This is a genomic window from Actinoplanes sp. NPDC051861 (assembly GCF_040681145.1).
GTDB lineage: Bacteria > Actinomycetota > Actinomycetes > Mycobacteriales > Micromonosporaceae > Actinoplanes.
This window is the reverse complement of record NZ_JBFAYE010000038.1, coordinates 1-17794: the sequence shown is the minus strand read 5'-3', so window position 1 is coordinate 17794 and position 17794 is coordinate 1. Positions and strand designations below refer to the sequence as shown.

The window sequence follows — 17794 nt, the reverse complement described above, 5'->3', positions numbered from 1 at the left end:
ATTCCGTGCTCCCCGGGCGTGGTGCGCCCGGGTGGTTCAGTCCCTGTTCAGGGGACGACTTGGATCCGGATGGGAGTCGATGTGGATACGGGTGCGGTCGAGGTCGTCCGGGCCGGGCATCCGGCTGCCCGGCAGGCTGACCGCCGCCGCGCCCCAGGCCAGGCCCTCGATCAGCGCGGCCTCGCCGCGTGCTCCGGCCGACAGGAAGCCGGCCAGCAGGGCGTCCCCCGCGCCCACGGTGCTGCGCGGCACGCTCACCGGGGAGATCCCGGTCAGCACTCCCGCGTCGTCGACCAGCACGGCACCGTCCGCACCCAGGCTGGCCAGCACCGCACCCGCGCCGGCCTTGCGCAACTTCTCGCAGGCCTCGATCACGTCGCCGAGCGTGCGCAGTTCGCCGCCGACGGCCTCGGCCAGTTCCTCCCGGTTCGGTTTGACCAGGGCCGCTCCGGCGGCAACCCCGGCCAGCAGCGCCGGTCCGCTGCTGTCCACCGCGAGCCGGGCGCCCGCGGCGACCAGTCGCTCGCAGAGATCGGTGAAGGCCGCCACCGAGGGGCCGGGCGGCAGGCTTCCGCAGATGACCACCCAGGCCGCACCGCCCGCTGCGGTCAGCACCGCGTCGCTGACCTCGGCGAACTCGGCCTCGGACAGCTCCGGGCCGACCTCGTTGATCTTCGTGACCGTGCCGTCCGGCTCGGCCAGAGTGATGTTGGAACGTGTCCGGCCGGCGATCGGGACCGCCAGCATGTCGACGCCCTCGGCCTTCATCAGGTCGACCAGCTGGTCGCCCTCCGCGCCGCCGGTCGGCACCACGGCCGTGGAACGCACGCCGTTGGCCAGCAGCGCCCGCGAGACGTTGACCCCCTTGCCGCCCGGGTCGATGTGCGAGTCCCCGGCGCGCAGCACCTCGCCGCGGACCAGCGCGTCGACCTCCAGCGCCCGGTCGACGCTGGGGTTCAGGGTGACGGTGAGGATCATGCGCGCACCACCCGGACGCCCGAGGCCTCCACGTCGCCGGCGAGCTCGCCGTCGAGGCCGTTGTCGGTGATCAGCAGGTCCAGGTCGGCGAGACCGCCGAATCGGGCAAGGTAATCATTGCCGATCTTGGTGTGATCGGCGAGCAGCACCACCCGGCGGGCCGCGGCGATCATCGCCCGCTTGACCGCCGCCTCGGCCGGGTCGGGTGTGGTCATGCCGCGCTCGACGGTGCACCCGTTGGTGCCCATGAAGGCGACGTCCACATACATCTCGGCGAGCGGCCGCAGCGCCCAGTCGTCCACGGTGGCCAGAGTCTTGCCCCGGACCCGGCCGCCGAGCAGCAGGACGGTCAGGTTCGGCTTGAGGCCGAGCGTCGCGGCCAGCACCGGCGAGTTCACCACCACGGTGAGCTCGCGGTCGGCGGGCAGCAGCTGGGCGAGGCGGGCGGTGGTGGTCCCGGCGTCCAGGATGATCGCCCCGTCCTCCGGCACCTCGGCGAGCGCGGCCTTGGCGATCCGCTCCTTCTCGCTGATCAGGACGGCGTCACGGGTGGCGAGCGCCGGCTCGAAGCCGAGCCGCTCCACGGGTATCGCGCCGCCGTGCACGCGGCGCAGCACGCCGGCGCGCTCCAGCACGGTCAGGTCCCGGCGGATGGTCTCGGCGGTCACTCCGAAGGTCTCGGCCAGCGCCACGACGTCAACCCGACCCTCGGCACGGGCCCGTCGCACTATCTCCTGCTGGCGTTCCTCCGCGTACATCTACTGCCCCACCGCCCGACTCGTTTTGGCTTTGTCTTTGTTTACGCCCGCTTCTGCCCGAACGCAATATGTCAAAGAGATTTCGGTCTCCTTACAGGCCAAGTTACTGTCCAGGATCACCAGCAAAGCCGCGTCTTCCATGGAAGACCACGAATACGAAAAAACCGGGCACGAGTGCCCGGTTGTGTGGGTTTCGCTTCTACCTGGTGTACGCGGGCAGGCCCAGCGTCTTCCGGATCGCGTTCTGGACGTCCTCGAGGGGCGGGCGGCCGTCCACATCGTGCACGACCTCCTTGCGCCGGAACAGCTCCAGGACCGGACGGGTCTTCTCGTGGTAGTCGCGCAGCCGCGCCTCGAGCGCCTCGGGGGTGTCGTCGGCGCGGGTGACCAGCTCGTGGCCGCAGATGTCGCAGCGGCCCTCCACCTCGGGACGGTCGGCGATCAGGTTGTAGTCCATGCCGCAGTTCGGGCACAGCCGGCGGTTGAGCACCCGGCGGCGCACCTCGTCGTCGGGCAGCTCCAGGTGGATGACGGCGTCGATGTCGTAGCTCTCCATGAAGAACTCGGCCTGCCGGCCGTTACGCGGGAAGCCGTCGATGATGAAGCCGAAGTTCCAGTCGTGGTCGTCGAGCCGGCGGCGCACCACGGACTCGACCAGGTCGTCGCCGACGAGCTCCCCGGCCGCCATGATCCGGCGGACCTGCGCGCCCAGCTTGGTCCGGTTGCGGACGTGCCAGCGGAAGATGTCACCGACGCTGATGTGCACCAGGTCGAGGTCGTCACGCAGCATCTGGGACTGGGTGCCCTTGCCGCTGCCCTGGACTCCCATGATCACGTACTTGCGCACCTGTGGCCTCCGTCGTTCACGCCACCGCACCGATCCGCAGGGGGCCGGGCGGTAGTCCGGTCAACGTGGTCGGGTCGATGCTCCAGGCGCCGGCCACCCGGAACACGTCCCGTTCGGCGACCAGCACGGTCGCCTCGGGGTCCAGCTCGCCGGGGAGCCCGGCGTCGCGCTCGGCCGGATCCGGCTCGCCGAACCACGACGTCACCTCACCGGTCTGACCCACGTAGCCGAACGCGCGGATCAGGTCACCGTCGGCGGCGCGCTGCCATCGATGCAGCTCGGTGACCCGGTGTGTGGCGAAGTATTGCACCTCGGCGCCGAGCTCCGCGGAAAGGGCGACCACGTCCGGCGGGAACTGCATGAGACGGCGGCCGGCGGCCAGGACCCACCGGGTGTCCCGCGCGCCGGGCAGTGGCGGGGTGATCGCGATCCGGTCGTCGGTCAGGTGCACCAGGTCCAGGCCGTCGCGCCACCGCACCGGGCCGAGATCGCGCAGGCCCAGGGCTTCCAGCAGGCTGCCTGGCTCGGCGCCGGCGACCGCGAGCCAGGCCTGCTTGCCGCCGAAGCCGGCCATGACGTCCATATCCATGTCCGCAACGCTATCCGGCTGTGCCCGAAACTGTCCGGTTACGTCCTACGCCCACCCGTAGTTGCGGCGCAGGATCGCGGCGACACGGTCGAAGCGGGGCCGGTCCAGGACGGCGCCCTCGCGGCGGATTCCGTCCTCGTCGACCTCCAGGACCCGGTCGAGCCGGACCCAGCTGGGCCGTTTGGTCCGGTCCCACTCACCGGGACCGAGAGCCAGCCAGTGCCGCTGGCCGTTGCGCTCGTCCTGGCTGGAGAGCATCAGGCCGAGGAGAGTACGGGCGTCACGCCCGACCACCAGAACGGGCCGGTCCTTGCCCTGGGAGGGGTCGTCCTCATAGGGGACCCAGGTCCAGACGATCTCGCCGGGGTCGGCGTCGCCGTCGAGGTTGGGGGCGTAGGCGAGGTGCCGGCCGCTTTTCGGCTTGGGAAGGTGCCGCGGCGCCCGCTTCGGGACCGGCGCCGCCCTGGGAGCCGGCGACTTGGGCGCTGCCGGCTTGGGCACTGCCGGTTTCGGTTTGGGCGCTGCCGGCTTCGGCGCTGCCGGATTTGCGGGCTTTACGACTCTTGCCTGCTTCGGCCGCCGCAGCAGGAACGCCTTCAACTTTTCGAGCACCGGAGCACCCTACGACGGAGATCGTCAGCCGACGAAGTCCTGGGTCATCCAGGTGACGCCCTTGCTGTCCCGCACGATGCTCAGCCCGATCCGGGTGAAGCTGGAGTTCAGCAGGTTCTTGCGGTGGCCGTCGTTCGGCGGGACCTCGGCGAGCATCGCGTCGGTCAGCCCGTTGGCCGCCTTCACCTTCGCCGAGTCGCTGCTGCCGCTGGAGCCGTAGCCGATGTTCTCGCCGGCCGAACTCCACTTCACGTCCTGCGCGCTGAACCGCTCGCCGAGACCGGACTCACCGGAGCACTGGTGCGACAGCCCGCAGCCGTCGATCATGAGCTGGGTGTGCAGGGCGGCCGCCTTGGACAGGTTGTCGTCCAGGGTCAGCGCCTTGAGTCCCTCGTCCACCCGGGCCGCGTTGATGTGCGCGAGCACCTGCTCGACCACACTGCCCGAGGTGACCGGCGCGCTGGTCTTTCTCGCCGCCGACGCGGTCTGCTTCTTCTTCGACGCGCTCGGGCTGGCGGAGGCCGACTTCTTGACCTTCGCCGTCGGGGATGCCGTGGGCGGCGCCGACGTGGACGCGGTGGACGACGGGGTGGCCGCCTCCAGGTCCTCGTCGAGCAGCACGTCCTCGCCGGGGGACGGTGCGGCGGCGAGTGGTGCCTCCACCGAGCTGGGGGAAGGTGATCCGGTGGCGCCCTGCGCGAGACCCGTCACCAGGAAGGCGGCACCCACCACGACAGCCGTCGAGCCCGCTACCAGGGTGTATCGGATTCGGGCGGCAGCGGAGACGGGCACGGGAAATTCACCTCGGTGACGGGGGTAAGGGACGACGCCCCATCACTATGCGCGAGGGCCCGGTCGCGCGAGTTCGAGCAAAGGAAGCCTTAAGGATGGGCACACGCAGTCATAAGGCTTCAGACGTCGAACTCACCGTCGCGGACACCCGCCACGAACGCCCGCCACTCGGCGTGGGTGAAGACCAGGGTGGCGCCGACGGCGGGGAACTCCAGGACGGTGAACTGGCCGGAGCTGGCGGCGGTGTGTGCGGGCCGGCCGACCTGCCGCCGCGGCACGGTCGATCCCGTCTCGGTCATTTCCGCTGATCCCCCGGTTCGGGTGTATCGAACGAGACGATCCGGTCGTCTCACCCGAGACACCGGGAATCTGTTTCCGGGATTCTCGCTGTCCGACCTTGAGCCTGAGCGACGGAACGCTCCATCGTGTAGTCACCGAGTCGCTCAAGGTGAGGAACCGCATGCTGGTGCCCGACCTCTATGAGCGGTTCCTCGCCTGGGTCGATTAGCCTTCGACGCGTTTGCGGAGCGCGGTGTAGAGCTGGTCGTCGTCGACCGCGCTGTACAGCTCCCGCTTCGGACCGGTCACCGCCACGAACGGGCAGGACCGATCCTTACCGGTCAGATTCGTCTCGGCGACCCTCTTGTGGGTGGCCACCTCGTACACCGTCAGGCGGTAGCGCCCCTCCCGCAGCGGGAGCGTCTGCGGATCCGGGTCGTCAACGGTGCAGGACCGCAGCTTCGGCCCGGCGCCGATCAGATCGAGACACGCGACCAGCTGCGCCTGCGCCGGCTTGGGGGCCCAGGCCTTCCGCTTCGCATTTTTACCGTACGCCGGCGCGTTCAGCGTCCGCGATGAGCGGTCCGACCGGTCCAGCCGCTCGCGAGCGCTGATCAGAATCGGATGCGGCGCCTCACCGCGGTACCTGGGTGCCGCCGGGTAGTACCAGCTCTCGCACACCTGCTCCAGGTCGTCCTCGGTGCGCACCGGGGTGGCCGCCGCGCGGGGGCCGGTTGCCGCGCCCTCGATCACCGGGAACGAGGGCGGCGGGCCGATCGGAGGGCGCGGGCGGGTGTTCTCCGGGATGTCGAGGAGCTGGACGAAAAGGAAGCCCGCCGCGCCGAGGAACCCGGCCAGCATCGTCGCGAGCACCGCCGTCCAGGCCAGCGTGCCTCTCTCCATCCGCACGGTGGCGAACTATATCGACGGCAGGCGTTTTTCGTACAGCCCGTGATCAGAACGCGTACGGACCGAAGCGACCCCAGGCCACGAACGCGGCCAGCAGCAGGAGAACGACCGCGGGCAGCGCCATCTGCCGCTCACCGCGGCGCAGGTGCACGACGATCGCGCCCACCATCATCAGCACCAGGCCGAGCGCGGCGAGCGGGACCAGCACCGGCACGATGTCCAGCGCCGCGGGCAGGATCAGCCCGATCCCGGCCAGCAGCTCCAGTGCGCCGATCAGCTTCACCGTGCCCGCGCTGAAGTCCTCCGCCCAGCCCATGCCGGACGCCGCGAGCTGCTCCCTCGACTTCGACAGCTTCATCGCACCGGCGACGGCGAAAGCGCCGGCGAGCAGGGAGGCGACGATCCACAGCACGACGTTCATGGTTCCTCAATTCGGCGTTTTCACTTCAACAGTTGAGTGAAAGGTAGAGCCGATGACTTAAACATGCAAGCTATGATGTGGGCATGGAGACGCCCGAGCCACGCTGGCTGACCAGCGAAGAGCGCGCCGCCTGGATGGCACTGATGAGCCTGTTCATGCGCCTGCCGGCCGCGCTGGACACGCAGCTGCAGCGCGACGCCGGCATCAGCCATTTCGAGTACGGGATACTCGCCGGCCTGTCCGAGTCACCGGGTCGCACCCTGCGGATGAGCACCCTCGCGGTCCTCGCCGAGGGCTCGCTGGCGCGGCTCTCGCAGGCCGTCGGGCGCCTCGAGAAACGCGGCTGGGTGCGCCGCTTCCCCGACCCGACCGACGGCCGCTACACGCTCGCCGAGCTCACCGAGACCGGCTGGGAGAAGGTCGTGGAGACCGCACCCGGCCACGTCGAGCACGTCCGCACCCTGGTCTTCGACCCGCTCACCAAGGGTCAGGTCCGGCACCTCCACGAGATCGGCCGGCGGATCATGCACGCCGTCGACCCGGCCGACCCCTGCGGCAACCTGGAGAAACGATGAAGCCCGCCGAAGGGGTGACGGAGAGCTGGCTGGATCTGCCCGCGGCACGTGTGGACGAGGCGGCCCGGCTGCTGCTCGGGTGGCGGCTCACCGCCAACGGGGTGAGCGTGCGGCTGAGCGAGGTGGAGGCTTACAGCGGCCTCGGCGAGGACCCGGCCAGCCACGCGCACCGAGGCCTCACCGGCCGGAACGCGGTGATGTTCGGCCCGGCGGGGCGGCTCTACGTCTACCAGATCTACGGCATGCACTTCTGCGCCAACGTCGTCTGCGGCGAGGCGGGGCGGGCGGCTGCGGTGCTGCTGCGGGCGGGTGAGGTTGTCGAAGGGGTGGAGCTCGCGCGGCGGCGGCGGGTGGCGGCGCGCAGTGATCGGGATCTGGCGGCGGGGCCGGCGAAGCTGATGCAGGTTCTCGCGTTGGACAAGGGCGCCAACGACAGCTCGGTGATCGACGGCACCGGGCCGGCGACGCTCACCCCGCCGGCCGTGGCACCGGGGACGATCGCCGCCGGCCCGCGCGTCGGCGTCACGTCCGCCCACGACGTTCCCTGGCGATTCTGGATCGACGGCGACCCGACGGTCAGCGTCTACCGCCGCCACACCCCGCGCCGGCGTTCGTCAGGCTGACGGGGGCGGGAAGGCGACGGTGAAGCGTTCGAAGAGGACTTCCAGCTCTTCGGACCATGGGGTGTTCAGGGCGGCGCAGCGGCGTTCGAAGTAGCGGCGGTGTTCGGTGAGCCAGCTGTCGCGGGTGCGGTCGTCCTCGCCCTCGTCGTGGGCGAAGGCGTCGTCGACGGAGTGGAACGGGCCGATGCGGAGCTCGGTGGTGCGCAGGACCGCCCGGGGTGTGCCGGTGCTGTCGCAGACGATCCAGTGGCTGCCGATCCGGGGCAGCGGGTTCTCGACCGGGTCGGAGTCGCGAAGCAGGGAGGCGGTGGCCCGCTTCGTGCCGTCCAGGACCAGGCCGAGCAGTTCGTCGGCCAGGCGGGCGCTGTCGCCGAAACGTTCGGTGGTGTAGTCGGGGGCGGTTCGGGCCGCCTCCGGGAACGCGGTGGCGTAGCGCTTCCAGAGCAGCGCGGCCTCGGCGGTGTCGAGCGGGGCAAGGGACATGGCGGCCATCCTGCCATCGGGCGCGAGGCAGGACGGCCGCACGCCCGGGGTCAGCGCGGTGTGAAGACGCCCAGCCGGCGGGTGGGGCGGGTCAGTGCCACGTAGAGGTCGTTGGCGCCGCGCGGGGACTCGGCCAGGATTCCGGCGGGGTCGACAACGATGACGGTGTCGAACTCCAGGCCCTTCGCCTGTGCGACGGTGAGCAGCACGCGGCTCTGTTCGGGATCGGTGGAGACGGGCAGGCAGGCGGCCAGCGCGTCGTGGCGGGCGAGCGGGGCGATCACCGCCAGGCGGCCGTCGCCGGTCGTCGCGATCTCGGCGAGCAAGCGGTCGAGGAGGCGGCCGGGGCTGCCGGTCTCCTCCCAGGGTTCGACGCCGGACTCGCGGACCGGCTTGGGCGGCGAGATGGGTGCGCCGGCCTCGGTGAGGGCGCGGGCGGTGTAGTCCAGGATCTCGGCGGGCGTGCGGTAGCTGACGGTGAGTTCGGTCAGGCGCCAGCGGTCGGCCACGTACGGGCTGAGCACCTCCCCCCACGAGGCGGGCGTGCCCAGGGCGCCGGTCTGGTCGAGGTCGCCCACGACGGTCATCGAGCGGCTGGGGCAGCGGCGCATCAGCAGCCGCCACGCCATCGGGGAGAGTTCCTGGGCCTCGTCGACGATCACGTGCCCGTACGCCCACCGGCGGTCCGCGGCGGCACGGGCCGCGGCGGGTTGCCACTCGTGGTGCTCGTAGCGTTCGGCCAGCATGTCGGCCTCCATCACGTCGGCGACGTTCGGGATCGCGGCCTCGTCGTCGTCCTCCAGCTCGTAGGACTTCGAGCCCGCGGTGATGTCCAGGACGCCCTGCGCGTAGCCGAGCCGGGTTCGGAGCTCGCGGGCGGCGCGTTCGCGGGCGGCGCTCTCGTCCTCGCCGAGCAGTTCGGCCGCCTCGTCGAGCAGCGGGACGTCGGCCGGGGTCCAGCCGCCACCCGGCTCACGCCGCAGCAGGTCCACCTCGGCGGCGGTCAGCAGCGGCGCGGCCGGCTCGACGCCGACCAGCAGGCACTCGTCCCACTCGGCGGCGGCCAGCAGGGACTCGTCCCGCCCGGCCGTGGCGAGCAGAACCGCCCGGGACGGGTCCGCGTAGAGGCTGGTGAGCAACTGCTCGGGAGTGAGGACCGGCCAGAGGCGGTCGAGGACGGCGCGCACGGCCGGGTGGGCGGCCAGGTCGGCTCGGATGTCGGCCAGGTCGGCCTCGTCGAGGACGTTCGACGAGGTCAGCGCGTCGTCCTCGCCGAGCGGGTCGTCCCAGAACGGGTCGTGGCCGATGCGCTCGGCCACCTGGGCGGCGAGGACCTCCAGCACCGCGGCGTCGAAGATCGGGCGGGCCAGGTTGTGCAGGCGCCCGGAGGATCGGGCGCGGTCGCGGGCCGCCTCCACGGCCGGCGGGTCGAGGCGCACCACGTGGCGGTCCACGTCGATCTCGATGGGGTCGGCCGGAACGAGCTGCTTTGCCCGTACCCCAGCATGCAAGATCTCCACCATCGTGGCGCGACCCTTGATCTCGGCGGCCGATGGCGGCTCCGGCCGCCGAGCCGTCACACCCGGATAGAGGTCACCCAGCGTGGCCAGCAGCACCCCGGTCTCCGCGAGCGACGGGAGCACCTGGGAGATGTAGCGCAGGAAGGTGGCATTGGGGCCGACGATGAGCACGCCGCGGGAGGCGAGCTGCTCACGGTACGTGTAAAGCAGGTACGCCGCCCGGTGAAGCGCGACCGCGGTCTTGCCGGTGCCCGGACCACCCTGCACGACCAGCGCACCGTGGAGGCCGGCGCGGATCACCCGGTCCTGTTCGGCCTGGATGGTGGCGACGATGTCCCGCATCCGCCCGGTCCGGTTGGCGGTCAGCGCGGCCAGCAGCGCCGCCTCACCGGTGACCGGCGCCGCGTCGTCCGCGTGCCCGGCGTGCTCCGTGTCGAGGACCTCGTCGTCCAGGCCGATCACCGTTCGCATCCGGGTGCGGATGTGCCGGCGGCGGGTCATCCCGTGCGGCGTGACGGCGGTCGCCACGTAGAAGGGGCGGGCGGCCGGCGCGCGCCAGTCGACCAGCAGCTGGCGGTCGGTGTCGTGCAGGCCGATCCGGCCGATGTGGAGCGGCTCGCCGTCGCGCGGATCGAGGCGGCCGAAGCAGAGTCCCTCCTCCACCGCGGTGAGCTGCGCGACCCGTTCGGCGTAGAGGCCGGTGAAGGAGTCACGCTCGGATCGGGCCTGCTTGGTGCCACCGTCCTCGAGCTTCGCCGCGGCGAGCCGATCGCCGGCCTGGTCCCGCAGCGCGTCGAGGTGGTCGTAGAGCAGAGTGAGGTGGTGCTGCTCTTCTTCAAGTTCTGCCGACGGAACGCTTGACAGACTTGACAAGGCCCCTCCCAGGGTCTAATCTGATTATGGGTTTGCAGGCTTTCTGTCAGGTTGACACGGGCAACTGACAACTATAGCCGACGTTCCGCCTGCCGTCGACCCTCACTCCCGGTAACGTCCCGAGCGATGATCACGAATCGCGGGCTGCTGGGGCTCAGTCTGATCTGCGGGACCGCCGTGCTGTGGTCCGCGGCCCTCATCGTGGCGCTCGCCGCCGGGGCCCGGCCGTTCCACTCGGCGGTCACCATCGGCATCGCGGCCCTGCTCACCGTGCCCGGCTTCGCTGCCGGGATCCTGGCGAACCGGCGCGGCTACCGGACCCGGGCGCCGCGCCGGCTGTGGAATCTCGCCTCCTGGGTGCCGCCGCACGTCCCGGTCTGGGCGGCCGTGGTGGCCGGTGCGGTCTTCTTCGGGTTCTGGCTGGCGATCGTGCTCGCCTTCACCGCGCTCGACGGCAACCCGGAGGTCCGCGACGGGCGGTACGTGCTGCAGGACCACGACCGGGTGGTCGAGGTGAGCCGGCTGACGTACGAGCGGCAGCTCGACCACGAGCAGCAGATCTCACTCGGTGTGCTGGGGGCGTTCGCGGTGGGCGGCTCGTTCCTGTGCGCCGCCCGGGCCACCGACCACGAGCACTGACGTGGTCAGGTCCACGCGTACGGCGTCTGACCTGGGCACGATCATCGCCGGGGACTGCCCGGGACGCCAGCTCTCGGGCAACAGGATCCAGCGCTTCGGGCTGAAGACCAGCAGGCGCAGGCCCTCGTATCGATAGCGGAACTCCGCCGGTTTCGGCAGCAGTGCGCGTTTCACGCCCGGCGCCAGCAGCCGCTGGTCGGTGGTGCTGTAGAGGACCACGGCCGGGCGCTCCCGCAGGTTCTCGGCGAGGCGCCGGGCATCCCGGTGACCGTCGTGCCGGGCGTGCAGCGACGAGGCCCAGAAGGCGCCGGTGAGCACCACCCCGGCCACGATGACCCGGCGCAGCAGGACCGGTGCGGGCTGGCCGGCGGGTGCCGCGCCCCAGCTCACCCCGAGTTCGACGAGCATCGCGCCGCACATCAGAGCAAGAGCGGCGCGCAGCGGGGTGACCAGGTCGACGCCCAGCGCCACGAGGAAGCCGAGCGCGGACAGCAGAGCGCCCCAGCACCCGCAGCTGACCGCGAGCGGCCACCGCAGCCGGGGGTGGCGGCGGATCACGAGCTGGCCCGCCCAGAGCGCCAGGTACAACAGGACCACGGTGAACATCAGCCAGGACATCTGCTGGAACGCCAGGCCGCCGCTGCGCAGCAGATAGTCGTTGCTGCTGTAGCCGATCAGGTGGGTGTCGACTCCGAAGTAGCCGAAGAACGCGTCGGCGCGGATCCAGGCGAAGAAGTAGAGCAGGGCGCTGAACACGGCGATCGGGGTGACGAGGAGGCCGAGGTTCTCCAGGACGCTGTGTGTCGCGGCGGTGTGGGAGGGCGGCGGCGCGTCAGTCGGCATATGCGGGCCTCGAGTTCGACACGGGCGGGGTCGACGGTTCCTCGGTGACCGTCGTCGGGGTGGGCACGGTGGGCATGGTCGGCAGCGACACCGACGGCTCCGGCGTGGGCTGAGTCGTGGGCTGAGTCGTGGGCTGAGTCGGCGGCGCGGTCGTCGGCTGGGTTGTGACCTCGATCGTGGGCACGGTGGCCGGCGGCGGCTCGGTCACCGGCTCCGGAGCTGTCACCGCATGCGACGTCGTCGTCGTTCGCGCCGTCCTCCCGCCAACCGTGGGCTGGGTGGTCGGAGCGGGCGGAGTCGTCGAGGCCGGTGTGGTCGTCGGTGCGATCAGGCCCGCGGTCGGCTCCGGGACCGCGGTGGTGACCACCGGGCGGACCGGCTCCACGACCCGGAGGGTGGGCAGGTCCACCGGCATCGGGAGACCGGTCCCCTTCTCGCAGGCCACCGGCAGGAACAGGGCCGCCGTCACCACGGGCACCGCCACCGCGAGCAGGAAGGGCACCACGCCCGCGGTAAAGCGCCGGCGTTGCGGCGCGCCATCGTCCATACGGACATTTTGTATATTCCTGTCAAGTCGGGCGTGAAATAGCGCTGACCTGCACGGTGTGCCCCGCGAGATACACCCTGGGGCCTACCGTGAGGCGGTGGGCGACGACTTCGACGAGGTGCTGGCCCGGACGGCGCGGATCGCCACGGACTGGCTGAACACACTGGACCAGCGGCCGGTCGGTGAGACGGCGACCCTGCCCGGCCTGCGCGAGCTGCTCGGCGGCCCGCTCCCTGAGGGGCCCGAGCCGGCGCTGCGGGTCGTCGAGGCGCTGGCCACCGCGGAGCCCGGCATGGTGGCCATCCCGTCCGGCCGCTACTTCGGCTTCGTGATCGGCGGTGGGCTGCCCGCCGCGGTCGCCGCCGACTGGCTCACCACGGTCTGGGACCAGAACGCCGGACTGTACGCCTGCGGGCCGGCCGCCGCGGTCGCCGAGGAGGTGGCCGGCGAGTGGCTGCGGGAGTTGCTCGCGCTGCCGGCCGGATCGTCGTACGCCTTCGTGCCCGGCTGCCAGACCGCACATCTGACCTGTCTGGCCGCCGCCCGCCACCACGTGCTGCGGCGAGCCGGCTGGAACGTCGAGGAGGACGGCCTCAACGGCGCGCCACGGGTTCGCATCGTGGTCAGCGACCGGCGGCACACCACCATCGACCGGGCGCTGCGGCTGCTCGGCTTCGGCACCGCCACCATGACCGTCGTCCCGTCCGACTCCTCGGGACGGATGGAGGCGGCGGCTGTGCGTACCGCGCTGGCCGGGCCGGAGGTGCCGTCGATCGTGTGCGCGCAGGCCGGCGAGGTGAACACCGGCGCCTTCGACGACCTGGACGCACTCGCCGACGCGTGCGAACGGGCCGGTGCGTGGCTGCACGTCGACGGCGCGTTCGGGCTGTGGGTGCTGGCGAGCCCGAAGCTGCGGCATCTGGCGGCGGGCGCGGAACGGGCCGACTCGTGGGCGTTCGACGCGCACAAGTGGCTCAACGTGCCGTACGACAGTGGCATCGCGTTCTGCGCACACCCGGAACCGCACCGGGCCGCGCTCAGCACCACCGCCGACTACCTGGTGCAGGGCGGTGAGGGCGCGCCCCGCGACGCGATCGACTGGACGCCCGGCTTCTCCCGGCGGGCCCGCGGCTTCGCGGTCTGGGCGGCGCTGCGCTCGCTCGGCCGCAGTGGCGTGGCCGATCTGGTGGAACGCTGCTGCGAGCACGCCCGCGCGTTCGCGGCGGGACTGGCCGGTGTGCCGGGCGCCGAGGTGCTCGGAGACGTGGTGGTCAACCAGGTGCTATTCCGCTTCGGCGACGACGCGGCCACCGATCGGGTGCTGCGCCGCGTCGTGGACAGCGGCGAGGCCTGGCTGAGCGGGACCACGATGGGCGGCCGGCGTGCGATCCGCCTGTCCGTGTGCAACTGGCGCACCACGAAACAGGACATCGACCGGACGCTGGCCGCCTTCCGCACAGCCGCCGGATGAGCTGAGCCCGGAGACTATCGTGATCGGGTGGAGATCCGCCTCTGGTCCATCGCCGCCGAGCCTGAGGTGCTCGCGCTGGCGGGTCCGGGTGCGGAGGTGCACGTGAGCCCGGATGCCGTGCTGGCGGTGGGGCGGGACACGGTCGTCGTGGTTTGCGAGCGCGGTGTGCGTACCGCTGAAGATCTTGCGGCGAACGGACCGTTCCCCGCCCACCTGGCCGCCCGTCTCACCAGCCCGAAGCCACCCACCCTGCTGGCCTTCGCCCGCCTGCCGGAAGGATGCCTCGCGCTCGGCGCGGCCCGGGTGATCCGCGCCGGAAGCCGGCGCGGCGCGCTGCAGGACCTGGGCCTCTACCTGGAGGCGCCGCTCCCCTACGACCTGCTGGACCGGGTGCGCCCCACCGCGCCGGCGCCGGAACAGCCGGGCCTGGGCTGGCTCGACCTGCTGCCGGGCGACCCGCTGACCGCGCTGGAGGAGTTCGTCACCGGCTGGTACGGCGGTGCGCCGGCCGCCCGGGAGACTGACGACCCGCTCGAGATCCTTCGTCGGATCGCCGACGGGCGGCCGGAGATCTACGGCTCGTCGCTGCGGATATACCCGGAGCCGGCCGACGACGGCGCGTTCGGACAGGAGCACGACGGCGTCTTCACCCTGCACACCGACGAGAGCGGCCACGTCTGGTACCACGGGCTCAGCGACGAGCCGCTCCGTGAACGGGAGCGGCTCGGCGCGTACGTCCTGCTCGCGGCCCTGACCACCGCCGCGATGGACAGCTCACCCGGCGGGATGGCCTTTGTCGACCGCGCCCAGATGAAGCGCATCGTCGCGCCGATGCGGCGCGTGGCGCTGCGGCCGATGCGCTGGCCCAGCGCGCACTCCCGGTTCTATGCCGGGCCGGGCATCGTGGTGCTGGCCGGCGATGACGGTGCCGACTGGTTCGAGGTCTACGTGGGCGCCCGTCACCGCTCGCTGCTGCGCCGGTTCCGCAAGCTGGGCCTGGACTGGGAACGCTTCGACGGCTGAGGGTCCTATCGGGCCGGGGCGCAGGCGCTGATCGCGCCCGCCTGGGCCAGGAGGTGGTCGCGGGTCCGGGTGAGGTCCTCGATCGCCGCCCGCATCGCCTCGGTGCCGCGCACGTCACCGGCCACCTCGCGGACCTTGGTGAGCATCTCCGCGGTCGCGCCCATCGAGGCGGCGGCGGAGGTGAGCCGCCCGACCATCTCCTCGCGCATGAGCAACAGCAACGGGTCCAACCGGTCACCTCCGGGTCCGGGGCGGCCGGGTGCGGCCACGCCTCGTCCGGTCCCCATCGGCCGCGGGCGGCGGGCCCTGAGCGCTGATCACCGGACGGCAACCCGGCCGCTGCTCAAGCGCGACCCCGGCTCGCCGATCTGACACCGGTCGGGACGGGAAGGATCGTATGAACGTACGGCTGAAGCTGCTCGGCGGATATCTGCTGGTGGCACTGATGATGGCGGTGACCGCGCTGATCGCCTGGCGTGCGGACAACGCCTCCGCGGAGAAGGCCGCCGCGCAGGAGGCCGCCCAGCTCGCGCAGGGCATCGCCAAGGACATCTCGTACGGCCTGCCCGTCGACACGCCGAACGAGATCACCACGCCGCTGTACTACAGCACGTCCTCGCTCGACAACTACCTCCAGCGGATGCACACAACGCAGCACCGCGACGTGGTCGTGGTCGACACCGGCAAGTTCATCCTCGGCGACGTGATCACCGAGAACGTCGGACGGACCTTCGACCACGACACCGGCAACGAGATCGCCCTGACCATCGCCGACGGCAAGCCCCGACTGTTCGTGGAGACCAGCGAGGACTATCCGGACGGCATCAAGCAGGTCGTCGTACAGATGCGCAGCACCGGCAACGTGACGATCGGCGCGGTGATCCTGGAGTACACCCCGCTCTACAACCAGATGATGGCCGGCGCCCGGCAGGCCCAGCGCGTCATCCTCTCCACCGCCGCCTTCGCGACCCTGCTCGTCCTGCTGCTCGGCAGTGTGCTGGCCGGCTCGCTGACCCGGCGGATCACCGCGCTGACCGCCGCGGTCGGTGTGATCCGCTCCGGCGACTACTCCCACCGGGTACGGCCGGACGGCCGCGACGAGATCGGCGGGCTGGCCCGGGCGTTCAACGCGATGGCCGAGCAGCTGGAGCGCTCGGCCCGGGAGATCCTGGCCAAGGAGTACACCGACAGCATCCTGGCCAACGCAGGCGAGGGCATCTTCGGCGCCGACCCCGCCGGGCGCATCGCGTTCGCCAACGAGGCGGCCGGCCGGATCACCGGGCTCGGCGCCGAGGACCTGCTGAACCGTGAGGCCGTACTGCTGCTGCCGGAGGCGGGTGAGTCGCTGACCGCCGGCACCAAGGAGGGATTGCTGAACCGGCCCGACGGCACCGCGGTCCGGGTCGAGTACACGGTCAGCATGATCCAGAAGGACGGCCGGCCGATCGGCGCGGTCATCGTGCTGCGCGACGTCAGCCGCCAGCGCGCCCTGGAGCACGACCTGCGCCACCAGGCCCTGCACGACGCGCTCACCGGGCTGCCCAACCGCAAGCTGCTGCTGGACCGGCTGGAGCACGCCCTCACCCGGTCCCGGGCGTCCGGCGAGCAGATCGCGCTGCTCTACCTCGACCTGGACGGCTTCAAGCGGGTCAACGACAGTCTGGGGCACAACGCGGGTGACCTGCTGTTGCGTACGGCGGCGGACCGGCTGAGCTCGGTGCTGCGACCGCACGACACGGTGGCCCGGCTCGGTGGGGACGAGTTCGCCGTACTGCTCGAGGGCGCCTCCCCGGCGATCGTCGACAGCCTCACCCGGGCCTGCCTGGAGGCTCTCGCCGTGCCGTTCGTGGTGCACGGCCGCGAGGCGGTGGTCACGGTCAGCATCGGTGTGGTGCCCGACGCGGCGCGGTACACCGACGCCGACGAGGTGGTCCGCAACGCCGACGTCGCCATGTACGCCGCCAAGGACCAGGGCAAGAACCGCTACCTGCTGTTCGAGAACCAGATGCACGAGCAGCTGCTGAGCCGCCTCGACTGCGAGGCCCGGCTGCGCGACGCCGTGCACCGCGGTGAGCTGCGGCTGCACCTGCAGCCGGTGGTCGGCATACCGGACGGCCGGATGCACGGCGTCGAGGCACTGGTCCGCTGGCAGGACCCGGACCGCGGCCTGCAGCAGCCCGGCTCGTTCATCCCGCTCGCCGAGGAGACCGGCATGATCATCGAGATCGACCGGTGGATCCTGCGCGAGGCCTGCCACACCGTCCGGCAGTGGCAGCTGCACAACCCGCAGACCGCGCCGGCGTGGGTCAGCGTCAACCTCTCCGCGGCGCACCTGGAGACGGCGGACCTGACCGATCAGGTCGCATACGCCCTCTCCGCCACCGGCCTGTCGCCGCAGTGCCTGGTGCTGGAGCTGACCGAGACCATGCTGATGCGCGACCTCGCGGTCACCTCGGCCCGTCTGCAGGAGCTGCGCGAACTCGGCGTCCGCATCGCCATCGACGACTTCGGCACGGGGTACTCCTCGCTCGGCTACCTCCGCGACATCCCGGTGGACGTCCTCAAGATCGATCGCTCGTTCATCACCGGTCTGGCGGGCAACGGCCGGCAGCAGGAGTTGGTCAGCGCGGTGGTCCAGCTGGGGCACACGCTGGGGCTGCGGGTGGTGGTCGAGGGTGTCGAGGACGCCGAGCAGCTCGCGCTGCTCACGGTGATGGGCTGCCGGTTCGCCCAGGGGTATCACCTGGGGCGGCCGGAGCCGGTCGGGTCACTTTACGAGCGCACACTCAAGCCCACCCCCCACGTGTGAAGTACGGCCCACCCACACACCCCAACTCCACACACGGAAGCTTCGACGATCCATCGTGTGGAGTACGGCCCACCCACACACCCCAACTCCACACACGGAAGCTTCGACTGAGCTTCCCCCGGTTTGCCGGACACTGAGGGTGAGGTGGTCGACGGCATCGCAGGAAGGATGCCGTCCATGCCCGCTCCTCATCCCGCAGAGTT

Annotated in this window: 20 protein-coding genes; 6 read left to right on the top strand and 14 right to left on the bottom strand. The window is 71.3% G+C overall.

What is annotated here, in order from left to right; translation table 11 throughout:
* Positions 1-36: 36 nt before the first annotated feature.
* The 9 genes from pfkB to AB0M02_RS46335 form a co-directional block, all read right to left on the bottom strand.
* Complete coding sequence (gene pfkB / locus AB0M02_RS46375) at positions 37-978, bottom strand: 1-phosphofructokinase (RefSeq protein WP_364238930.1); 942 nt, start codon at positions 976-978, stop codon at positions 37-39.
* Positions 975-1736: a DeoR/GlpR family DNA-binding transcription regulator gene (locus AB0M02_RS46370; RefSeq protein WP_364238929.1), complete on the bottom strand. Its 762-nt coding sequence runs from the start codon at positions 1734-1736 to the stop codon at positions 975-977. Before AB0M02_RS46370 ends, pfkB begins: the two co-directional genes overlap by 4 nt.
* A 199-nt stretch (positions 1737-1935) precedes the next feature.
* On the bottom strand, positions 1936-2583 hold the full coding sequence (locus tag AB0M02_RS46365) for a nucleoside monophosphate kinase (protein WP_364238928.1): 648 nt from the start codon (positions 2581-2583) through the stop codon (positions 1936-1938).
* 16 nt (positions 2584-2599) lie between these two features.
* Complete coding sequence (locus AB0M02_RS46360) at positions 2600-3172, bottom strand: hypothetical protein (RefSeq protein ID WP_364238927.1); 573 nt, start codon at positions 3170-3172, stop codon at positions 2600-2602.
* Positions 3173-3217: 45 nt separating this feature from the next.
* A complete protein-coding gene (locus tag AB0M02_RS46355; protein WP_364238926.1) occupies positions 3218-3784 on the bottom strand; it encodes a type II toxin-antitoxin system PemK/MazF family toxin in 567 nt (188 codons plus the stop codon).
* Between the two features lie 24 nt (positions 3785-3808).
* Positions 3809-4576, bottom strand: coding sequence for a CAP domain-containing protein (locus tag AB0M02_RS46350; RefSeq protein ID WP_364238925.1), 768 nt, complete (start codon positions 4574-4576; stop codon positions 3809-3811).
* Positions 4577-4695: 119 nt separating this feature from the next.
* Positions 4696-4875: a DUF397 domain-containing protein gene (locus AB0M02_RS46345; RefSeq protein WP_364238924.1), complete on the bottom strand. Its 180-nt coding sequence runs from the start codon at positions 4873-4875 to the stop codon at positions 4696-4698.
* Positions 4876-5080: 205 nt separating this feature from the next.
* Entirely contained in the window at positions 5081-5764 is a 684-nt protein-coding gene (locus AB0M02_RS46340) for a hypothetical protein (protein WP_364238923.1), read from the bottom strand.
* A gap of 46 nt (positions 5765-5810) precedes the next feature.
* On the bottom strand, positions 5811-6185 hold the full coding sequence (locus AB0M02_RS46335) for a DoxX family protein (protein WP_364238922.1): 375 nt from the start codon (positions 6183-6185) through the stop codon (positions 5811-5813).
* Between the two features lie 83 nt (positions 6186-6268).
* On the opposite strand from AB0M02_RS46335, the gene AB0M02_RS46330 reads away from it, so the two are divergent.
* Complete coding sequence (locus AB0M02_RS46330) at positions 6269-6760, top strand: MarR family transcriptional regulator (RefSeq protein WP_364238921.1); 492 nt, start codon at positions 6269-6271, stop codon at positions 6758-6760.
* Positions 6757-7383 carry a DNA-3-methyladenine glycosylase gene (locus tag AB0M02_RS46325; RefSeq protein ID WP_364238920.1) on the top strand — a complete coding sequence of 209 codons (627 nt, stop codon included), beginning with the start codon at positions 6757-6759 and terminating at the stop codon, positions 7381-7383. The genes AB0M02_RS46330 and AB0M02_RS46325 overlap by 4 nt, the downstream gene beginning before the upstream one ends.
* On the opposite strand, the gene AB0M02_RS46320 is transcribed toward AB0M02_RS46325, so the two are convergent.
* Both AB0M02_RS46320 and AB0M02_RS46315 read right to left on the bottom strand, forming a co-directional pair.
* Positions 7375-7866, bottom strand: a complete 492-nt coding sequence (locus tag AB0M02_RS46320; protein ID WP_364238919.1) for an ASCH domain-containing protein — start codon at positions 7864-7866, stop codon at positions 7375-7377. The genes AB0M02_RS46325 and AB0M02_RS46320 overlap by 9 nt on opposite strands.
* A 50-nt stretch (positions 7867-7916) precedes the next feature.
* Entirely contained in the window at positions 7917-10259 is a 2343-nt protein-coding gene (locus tag AB0M02_RS46315; protein ID WP_364238918.1) for an ATP-binding domain-containing protein, read from the bottom strand.
* A gap of 126 nt (positions 10260-10385) precedes the next feature.
* On the opposite strand from AB0M02_RS46315, the gene AB0M02_RS46310 reads away from it, so the two are divergent.
* Complete coding sequence (locus tag AB0M02_RS46310; protein WP_364238917.1) at positions 10386-10898, top strand: hypothetical protein; 513 nt, start codon at positions 10386-10388, stop codon at positions 10896-10898.
* On the opposite strand, the gene AB0M02_RS46305 is transcribed toward AB0M02_RS46310, so the two are convergent.
* Positions 10821-11741, bottom strand: a complete 921-nt coding sequence (locus AB0M02_RS46305) for a hypothetical protein (RefSeq protein WP_364238916.1) — start codon at positions 11739-11741, stop codon at positions 10821-10823. The genes AB0M02_RS46310 and AB0M02_RS46305 overlap by 78 nt on opposite strands.
* Positions 11731-12288 (bottom strand): hypothetical protein, encoded by a 558-nt coding sequence (locus AB0M02_RS46300; RefSeq protein WP_364238915.1) that lies wholly within the window; start codon positions 12286-12288, stop codon positions 11731-11733. The genes AB0M02_RS46305 and AB0M02_RS46300 overlap by 11 nt, the downstream gene beginning before the upstream one ends.
* A gap of 97 nt (positions 12289-12385) precedes the next feature.
* Between AB0M02_RS46300 and AB0M02_RS46295 the strand changes: the two genes are divergently transcribed.
* Entirely contained in the window at positions 12386-13759 is a 1374-nt protein-coding gene (locus tag AB0M02_RS46295) for an aminotransferase class V-fold PLP-dependent enzyme (protein WP_364238914.1), read from the top strand.
* Positions 13760-13786: 27 nt separating this feature from the next.
* A complete protein-coding gene (locus tag AB0M02_RS46290) occupies positions 13787-14782 on the top strand; it encodes a hypothetical protein (protein ID WP_364238913.1) in 996 nt (331 codons plus the stop codon).
* Positions 14783-14787: 5 nt separating this feature from the next.
* On the opposite strand, the gene AB0M02_RS46285 is transcribed toward AB0M02_RS46290, so the two are convergent.
* Positions 14788-15012 carry a hypothetical protein gene (locus tag AB0M02_RS46285; RefSeq protein WP_364238912.1) on the bottom strand — a complete coding sequence of 75 codons (225 nt, stop codon included), beginning with the start codon at positions 15010-15012 and terminating at the stop codon, positions 14788-14790.
* A gap of 167 nt (positions 15013-15179) precedes the next feature.
* Here AB0M02_RS46285 and AB0M02_RS46280 point away from each other — a divergent pair, with 167 nt between their 5' ends.
* Positions 15180-17591, top strand: a complete 2412-nt coding sequence (locus AB0M02_RS46280) for an EAL domain-containing protein (protein WP_364238911.1) — start codon at positions 15180-15182, stop codon at positions 17589-17591.
* Positions 17592-17794: the final 203 nt, after the last annotated feature.

Coding starts and splice junctions, on each gene's coding strand:
- pfkB (WP_364238930.1), bottom strand. CDS start 978: ATGATCCTCACCGTCACCCTGAACCCCAGCGTCGACCGGGCGCTGGAG.
- AB0M02_RS46370 (WP_364238929.1), bottom strand. CDS start 1,736: ATGTACGCGGAGGAACGCCAGCAGGAGATAGTGCGACGGGCCCGTGCC.
- AB0M02_RS46360 (WP_364238927.1), bottom strand. CDS start 3,172: ATGGATATGGACGTCATGGCCGGCTTCGGCGGCAAGCAGGCCTGGCTC.
- AB0M02_RS46345 (WP_364238924.1), bottom strand. CDS start 4,875: ATGACCGAGACGGGATCGACCGTGCCGCGGCGGCAGGTCGGCCGGCCC.
- AB0M02_RS46335 (WP_364238922.1), bottom strand. CDS start 6,185: ATGAACGTCGTGCTGTGGATCGTCGCCTCCCTGCTCGCCGGCGCTTTC.
- AB0M02_RS46330 (WP_364238921.1), top strand. CDS start 6,269: ATGGAGACGCCCGAGCCACGCTGGCTGACCAGCGAAGAGCGCGCCGCC.
- AB0M02_RS46325 (WP_364238920.1), top strand. CDS start 6,757: ATGAAGCCCGCCGAAGGGGTGACGGAGAGCTGGCTGGATCTGCCCGCG.
- AB0M02_RS46320 (WP_364238919.1), bottom strand. CDS start 7,866: ATGTCCCTTGCCCCGCTCGACACCGCCGAGGCCGCGCTGCTCTGGAAG.
- AB0M02_RS46310 (WP_364238917.1), top strand. CDS start 10,386: ATGATCACGAATCGCGGGCTGCTGGGGCTCAGTCTGATCTGCGGGACC.
- AB0M02_RS46305 (WP_364238916.1), bottom strand. CDS start 11,741: ATGCCGACTGACGCGCCGCCGCCCTCCCACACCGCCGCGACACACAGC.
- AB0M02_RS46300 (WP_364238915.1), bottom strand. CDS start 12,288: ATGGACGATGGCGCGCCGCAACGCCGGCGCTTTACCGCGGGCGTGGTG.
- AB0M02_RS46280 (WP_364238911.1), top strand. CDS start 15,180: ATGAACGTACGGCTGAAGCTGCTCGGCGGATATCTGCTGGTGGCACTG.